This is a genomic window from Acidithiobacillus sp., assembly GCF_023255755.1.
Classification (GTDB): domain Bacteria; phylum Pseudomonadota; class Gammaproteobacteria; order Acidithiobacillales; family Acidithiobacillaceae; genus Acidithiobacillus.
Map to the genome: position 1 here is coordinate 1 of NZ_JAGDVS010000200.1, position 7389 is coordinate 7389.

The window sequence follows — 7389 nt, forward strand, 5'->3', positions numbered from 1 at the left end:
GGGAATATTCCATTCTCAAGTCGTGAAATTTTTGTTATTCGAAATGCCCTATAGTAGATCACCCGATACGAGAGTTTTTCTCAGAAGAAGAAACTGATGGGTGGGTGAGTGCATTTGCGCAAACCGTTCTGGAAGAGCGGCAGGGAACACTTAGGGATGTGCCCTACCGCCGCGTGGATGGAGGAATCATCTACTTGGATATTTCCGGCCAACGACTGGACGAACCGGATGGCGTAAAACGTATCCTCTGGACCTGTGTGGACGTGACGGAGCGCCATCGGCTGATGGATGAACTGACACAGCAAGCTCTCCTCGATACGCTCACCGGTCTGCCCAATCGCCGCGCTCTGGATGCGGAACTGGAAAAGGCCATGGCCCGCGCCAATCGCCACGAATATCTTTTAGGTGTCGTCATGATGGATCTCGACGGCTTCAAGCTCATTAACGATACTTATGGCCACGAAGCCGGGGATCTGGTCTTGCAGACCATCGGTCAGCGTTTGCAGGAGGGCGTACGCCGCACGGACTTTGTGGCCCGTCTGGGCGGCGATGAGTTCGTTTTGCTCCTGGAAGACTGTACCTCCATGGAGGAGATCAACATCGCCCTGGAGAAGGTCGGGGCGCTGATCCGACAACCCATTGATCTTCCCGATGGAAACAAGGCAGGGATCGATCTCAGTGCCGGGATGTCCATCTATCCTTTCGAGGATACCAATAATCCGGGCGCGCTTCTCCGCTACGCCGACCAGTCGCTCTATCAGAGTAAGAGCCACAAAACGGATCGCTTGCATTTCTGGACACTCTACGGGGAATCAGTGCCGCTGCGGCGGAACACCGTCCAAAAACAGTTGCGGGAAGGTGGCTTGCTCGTCCATTACCAGCCCATCCTCGACACCCACTCCCACCAGGTCGTGGGTGTCGAGGCCTTGGCGCGGCTGCGGGACGAGGATGGACGGATCCTTTATCCGGGGGAGTTCCTGCCGCTGATCACGGCCGAGGACACTACCGATCTCAGCAGGATGGTCCTTTCCCAGGCATTGGCAGATCTGGCCGAGCTGGATGCCCTGGGATGGTCGCTCTGGGTATCCTTTAACGTGGCCCCGGAGTCCTTCCATGATCGCTGCGTTCCCTGTCTGGCAAATGTTATAGGAGCCAGTGGCATCGATCCTTCCCGGATCACGGTGGAAATCCTGGAGGGCAGCGATTTCCTGGAGCGTAATGTCGCGTTGTCCGTTCTGCACGACATCAAGGAACTGGGTGTTCGTCTCGCTCTGGACGATGTGGGCAGTGCTTATTCCTCACTGTTGCGCCTTAAGGACTTGCCCATTGATGAGATCAAGCTGGATCAGGGCTTTATCCGCTCCCTGGAGGAGCGGCCCCAGGATTTGTATTTTGTCGCGGCCATTCGCGATCTGGCGGTCGGCCTGGGGGTGGACCTGGTGGTGGAAGGGGTCGAAACGGAGGACATCCTCGATGCGATTTCGGTCATGGGTATCAATTTACTGCAAGGCTATGCCATCGCCAAGCCGATGCCTGCGGCGCAATTGCGGGAGTTTCTCGCCCAGTATCCGTACTGTCATCGGCAGCATCCGACCAGCTTGCTCGGACTCTATGCCAAGCAGATATCCGACCAGGGGGCTTTGAAAAAGGTGATCCTCGATAATCCGAAGCTGGTCGATAGCGATGAACTGGCGGATGCTTCCCGTTGTGTCATGGATGAATATATGCGGCGCCTGGGTCTTGCTGAAGATTCTTCTTTGTTTGGACTTCATCGGGAGGTCCACCGCGCTATCGCGGCGTTGTTGAAGGTCCCTGTTACCGGAGACTGGGAAGAAGTGAATCAGGCGCAAAAAGCGTTTGAGGACGGGTTGCTGGAAGCTTTCCAGAAAGCGAAATGTTGATGGAAAGCCGTTGGATGTGAAAAGTCCGCTGCGTCAGAGCGGGCGATATTTTGCTTGACCTGACCGGCTGTGCTAGCTTACAAAAGTGCCACTCATTTTGTGCAGGAGGCAACGGCCTGGACAGTCACCGTCGTAGGCTCCCCGAGGGGCGACTCAGGGCTCCGGATGCAAGGCGGATTGGTCTCAAGTAACGCGTGCACCACCGTCCTGTTCTTGGGTGGCGTGAACTTCGTGAACTTTGTCCTATGCATGGGTTGAAGACGGGTCTTGCTGCGGTAAGATTGGATGGCTTGATTGTGGCGGTTTTTCGCATGCTATTCAGGAGGGGATTGATGTCGACTGCGTCCGAACATCACGCAACGCCCAGCGAGGCGGATGTGTTGCAGCAATTACCCGAGGAAGTGCGGGAGCGCATCAAGGATCGCTGGCGGATTTATCAGCTCCGCCATCATCCCTCCTGGTGGCGGCGACTACTGCTGTTTCTGAGTCTGATCGGGCCAGGCATCTTGGTGATGATCGCTGACAACGATGCCGGCGGCGTCATCACCTACGCCCAGACTGGGGCGATGTACGGTATCGGTTTTTTTATTCCCTTCCTGCTGCTCATGATCCCGGTGGCCTATGTGGTGCAGGAGATGACCGTGCGTCTTGGCGCGGTGACTCACCGGGGACATGCCGAGATGATCTGGGGGCGTTATGGCGCTTTCTGGGGGGTGTTTTCCCTGCTGGATCTGACGGTGGCGAACATTCTGACGCTGGTGACGGAGTTTATCGGCATCCGTGTGGGCATGAGCGTGTTCTCCGTGCCGCCGGTTCTGTCGGTCACGCTGGCCTGGATATTTGTCGCAGCGACTATGATCTTTTTGCATTACCACACCTGGGAGCGGCTGGCGTTGTGGATCGCCGCAGGCAATATCGTTTTTGTGCCCCTGGCTATCGCGGCACATCCGAACTGGGGCCAGGTCATTGCTGCAGTGGGCAACTGGCACATCCCGGTGGGGACTGCGGTAGGCGCCTTTACCTATGTCATACTTGCCAATCTCGGAACGACGATCGCTCCGTGGATGCTCTTTTTCCAGCAATCCTCGGTCGTTGATAAGGGCCTGACGGTCAATGACATCCCCAGCGGCCAGGCCGATACCGCCTTCGGAAGCCTTTCCATGGGGATCATCGCCATTGCCATTGTCATCTTGACGGGTACCCTGGCGTACGGGCACACCAATGCCGCTCAGTTCGACATACAGGCGATCCTCCACCTGTTACGACAGAGCAGTCTGGGCAGTGTCGGAACCGCGCTGTTTGCTCTGGGTCTCGTCGAGTCCGGGCTGATTGCGGCCATTGCCATTACGGCGAGCACTTCCTGGGCAGTGGGCGAAGCGCTTAAACTCCCCCGGAGTCTGAATCTCAAGCCACAACGGGCCTTGCCTTTTTATCTGTCCGGCATTTTGAGCGCCGGCATGGCAGCCATGGTGGTCCTGATTCCCCACATCCCCCTGGGGTTTTTGAACCTCACCGTGCAGGTGATTGCATCCATATTCATGCCGGCGGCGATGTTGTTTTTGCTCATGCTGCTGAATGATCGCGAGATCATGGGGAGCTATGTGAACCGGCGCTGGCAGAATTATTCAGCGTTCACCATCGTTGGTTTCCTTATTCTGGCCAATGCCGTTTATGGCTATACCGTCGTCTTCCCATCCGCCTGAGGAGCTTTGCATGTATCCCAAAGAAAACTTTCGCTCCGCGGCGACCCCGGAATTTCTGGCGTTTCTGGAAGAGGAGATCCATCAGGAACCCAAGCCACTGACCCGCGCGCCGATTCGGGGAGGTATTCAGATAGCCTTCTGGGGCTTGCGTACCTACATCGTGATCATGCTGATCATGGTGGCCATCAGTTTTGTGCGTGGTATGCGTTGAGCAGAGAGCGCTGACCATGGTAGAAGGGCTCAAACTCGCAGCGCAGACTGTTAATAAAGATGTGAGCCAGTTTTCCTGCTGTGCCGGGTAACACCCGATGTGAGGATTCCTGCCTGAAATGACTCCGGTGGTCCCTATCTCGTTCTTATAACGCAAATCTGTTTTCATGTTCGCAGATCTGTTGGGCGAATTGCAGGTGAATTTGAATGGCCCATACATCATGCAGTTTCAGGGGCCGTTTATGATGGTTGTGAACCGAAATGGCGGTGACAAGACGGCGCGCTGATCTCTGATCTTCAATCGTAGAGTTCGGGTGTTGCGTTAAGCTTTACAGCTAGGTGGATGTTCCCTAAAATTGCTCTCTCGCCTAAGCAATTGCCAAAATAATAGATACGTGGATATCCCATCCAGATACAGCATGGGGGTCCAGGTTGATGTTATAAAGAATAGGATGACTTGGATATGACGCTGCCTCTAAAAATACAGCCCATGGAAATCGGTGAAAACCACCGGGAAGTATTATACAAAGTCCCGGAGATCACTTTGCTATTCTGGGTGGTGAAGTTGCTCACCACTGCGATGGGTGAAGCAACGTCTGATTATCTTGTCTCTCATATCAATCCCTATGTGGCCGTATTGACAGGGGCATTTGTTTTTCTGTTCTCCGTCATTCTTCAGTTTTCTGTAAAGAAATATATTGCGTGGGTCTATTGGTTCGTCGTCGCCATGGTCAGCGTCTTCGGCACGATGGTGGCGGATTCCATTCATGTGGCGCTCGGCATACCGTATGTCGTCACGACACCCGCCTTCCTGGCCATGCTGATAGCCATTTTTGTGATGTGGAAGAAATCTGAAAATACGCTCTCTATCCACAGCATTTATAGACCGCGAAGAGAAATGTTCTACTGGGCAGCGGTTCTTGCTACCTTTGCGCTGGGGACCGCTGCCGGAGACATGACGGCCTCCAGTCTGGATCTGGGTTACTTCATATCCGGAGTCCTGTTTTCCATATTGTTCCTCCTTCCCGGACTTGCCTACCGCTTTCTCCGAGCCAATCCCATCCTGGCATTCTGGTTATCCTACATCATGACTCGCCCGCTAGGGGCGTCCTTCGCCGACTGGGCGGACAAGCCGAAGCGCTTCGGCGGCCTCGGATATGGTACGGCCCTCGTCAGTGTAAGCCTGACGGCGGCGATTATTGCGTGCGTCACCTACATGGCGCTTTCGCGAAAGGAAGATCCGAATCGTTCACCACAGTCCGCAGCATTTGGAGATCAGGAAGTCCCTTCCGAGGAAGTATGATATCTTTGCTATATTGCCGCAACGCGCCTTTCCACGACACCGGCATTGCCAAGACCAGGGTATCCAGCGGCGGGTGGTCGAATCCTTCCCCGACCCGCTTGCCGATGGAACAGTGGCTGGCGATACCTTGAAAAATGTCACATCAGAATGATGTCGTACTGCTCCTGTGTATAAGTTGCCTCTGCCTGCACCTTGATAGGTCGGCCGATAAACTCCTCCAGCGCCGCAAGGCTGGTGCTTTCCTCGTCTAACAGCTTCTCCATGACCTGCGGGGAGGCCAGAACCACGAAGCGTTCGGCAGGGTAGGCGCGGGTTTCGCGGACGATCTCGCGGAGGACTTCGTAGCAGATGGTTTCTGCGGTTTTCATGAAACCGCGGCCGTGGCAGTAGGGGCAGGGCTCGCAGAGGGTTTGGCGCAGACTTTCGCGGGTGCGTTTGCGGGTCATTTCCACCAGGCCCAGAGAGGATATCTGGGTGATGTTGCAGCGGGTGCGGTCGCTCTGGATGCCCTTTTCCAGCGCACGCTGGACCCGGCGTTTGTGCTCCTCGTCTTCCATGTCGATGAAGTCGATGATAATCATGCCGCCGATGTTGCGCAGGCGCATCTGTCGGGCGATGGCGGCGGCGGCTTCCAGGTTGGTCTTGAAGATGGTTTCTTCCTGATTGCGTCGTCCCACGAAGCCGCCGGTGTTGACGTCCACCGTGGTCAGCGCCTCGGTCTGGTCGATGATGAGGTAGGCACCGGACTTGAGCGTGACCCGGCTTTGCAGGGCGCGCTCAATTTCGTCCTCGACGTTATAAAGATCGAAAAGCGGACGCTCACCGCTGTAGTGTTCAATGCGATCAGCCACTTCCGGGATGACGCCCTGACAAAAGGCCAGAGCGGCATCGACGGTTTCCCGCGAATCTATGCGTACCCGTTGGATGTTGTCGGACATCACATCACGCATCATGCGCATGGCGAGGTTGAGGTCGCTGTGAATTTGGCTGGGGGCCGGGCTGCGCTCCAGTCGGGCGCGGATGGAGTCCCATAGGCGCCGGAGAAAATCGATATCTCCGGCAAAATCGGTTTCTTCCACGCCTTCCGCGAGGGTGCGGATGATGTAGCCGCCGGCCTCTTCGGGCGGGATCGCGGATTTAAGCTGCTCCTTGAGCCGGAAACGTTCTTCAGGCGATTCAATGCGGGTGGAGACGCCGATGCGCGGCACAAAGGGCATGTAAACCAGATAACGTCCTGGCAGCGTGATGCGGGTAGAGAGGCGTGCGCCTTTGCTGCCGAGGGGGTCCTTGATGACCTGCACCAACACTTCTTGTCCTTCGTGGAGCAGGGCGCAGACGTTGCGGACTTCGTGGTGGCCAGCACGGGTTTCGATGTCCGTCTCGCCTTGCACTTCCTCGCTGTCATCCTGAATATCCGCGGCGTGGAGGAAGGCTGTGCGTTCCAGGCCGACATCAACGAAAGCAGCCTGCATGCCGGGCAGGACGCGGCGGACGATGCCTTTATAGATATTGCCCACCAGGCCGCGATGACCACTGCGCTCGACCTGGAGCTCCTGGAGGACGCCGTTATCCACCAGCGCGACGCGGATTTCCTGGGGGGTGACGTTGATCAGCAGTTCTTCGCTCATGGATGTCCTGAGAGGCAAGGGGGGGAGAAACCGCAAGCGGCAAGCATCTCCGCCGTTTCGAAAAGGGGCAGACCCATGACACCGCTGTAAGATCCCTGTAAGCCGCTGACAAAGACCGCGCCGATGCCCTGAACCGCATAGGCCCCTGCCTTATCAACTGGTTCGCCGGTGTCCCAGTAGACACGCATCTCCGCGCTGTTGAGGGGGCGCAGGCGGACGGCGCTGCTGCACAGGCGCAGGTTTACCTGGCCTCGATGGAGAACAGCGACAGCCGTATGCACTTGATGCCAGAAGCCGCCGAGCACTGTATACATTTGCATGGCTTCCTCGAAGTTGCCGGGCTTGCCGAAGGCGCGATCACCCAGCGCCACGACCGTGTCTGCCGCCAGGATGATGGCTTCCGGGCTTACCGTAGCCGCAGCGAGTGCTTTGCTATGGGCCAGGCGCTGAGCGAGGGCGTCTGGGGTCTCGCCGGGCCGTGGGGTCTCATCCACGTCAGTGGCTAAAACCTCTGGCGCATAGCCCAACTGCTGGAGCAGGGCCAAGCGGCGTGGTGAGGCCGAGGCGAGAATCAGGCGGGTCACGGAGTCGGGCTGGCGTTCACCAACAGCAGTTCGGCCGTGCCCGTGCTGAGGCCGGCGCCG

Annotated in this window: 6 protein-coding genes; 4 read left to right on the forward strand and 2 right to left on the reverse strand. The window is 56.9% G+C overall.

What is annotated here, in order from left to right:
• The first annotated feature begins 104 nt into the window (after positions 1 to 104).
• From Q0C48_RS14325 to Q0C48_RS14340, 4 genes are all read left to right on the forward strand, one after another.
• On the forward strand, positions 105 to 1901 hold the full coding sequence (locus Q0C48_RS14325; RefSeq protein WP_291525513.1) for a bifunctional diguanylate cyclase/phosphodiesterase: 1797 nt from the start codon (positions 105 to 107) through the stop codon (positions 1899 to 1901).
• A gap of 332 nt (positions 1902 to 2233) precedes the next feature.
• Positions 2234 to 3604, forward strand: a complete 1371-nt coding sequence (locus tag Q0C48_RS14330) for an NRAMP family divalent metal transporter (protein ID WP_291525516.1) — start codon at positions 2234 to 2236, stop codon at positions 3602 to 3604.
• A gap of 10 nt (positions 3605 to 3614) precedes the next feature.
• A complete protein-coding gene (locus Q0C48_RS14335; RefSeq protein ID WP_291525518.1) occupies positions 3615 to 3815 on the forward strand; it encodes a hypothetical protein in 201 nt (66 codons plus the stop codon).
• 462 nt (positions 3816 to 4277) lie between these two features.
• Positions 4278 to 5117, forward strand: coding sequence for a hypothetical protein (locus tag Q0C48_RS14340; protein WP_291525519.1), 840 nt, complete (start codon positions 4278 to 4280; stop codon positions 5115 to 5117).
• A gap of 137 nt (positions 5118 to 5254) precedes the next feature.
• Here the strand turns inward: Q0C48_RS14340 and rng are convergent, their stop codons facing one another.
• Both rng and Q0C48_RS14350 read right to left on the reverse strand, forming a co-directional pair.
• The gene (gene rng / locus Q0C48_RS14345; protein ID WP_291525522.1) at positions 5255 to 6745 is read right to left on the reverse strand and encodes a ribonuclease G; all 1491 of its coding nucleotides are present in this window, start codon (positions 6743 to 6745) and stop codon (positions 5255 to 5257) included.
• The coding region (locus tag Q0C48_RS14350) for a Maf family protein (RefSeq protein ID WP_366937067.1) at positions 6742 to 7389 on the reverse strand (648 nt) is incomplete at its 5' end. The genes rng and Q0C48_RS14350, both read right to left, overlap by 4 nt.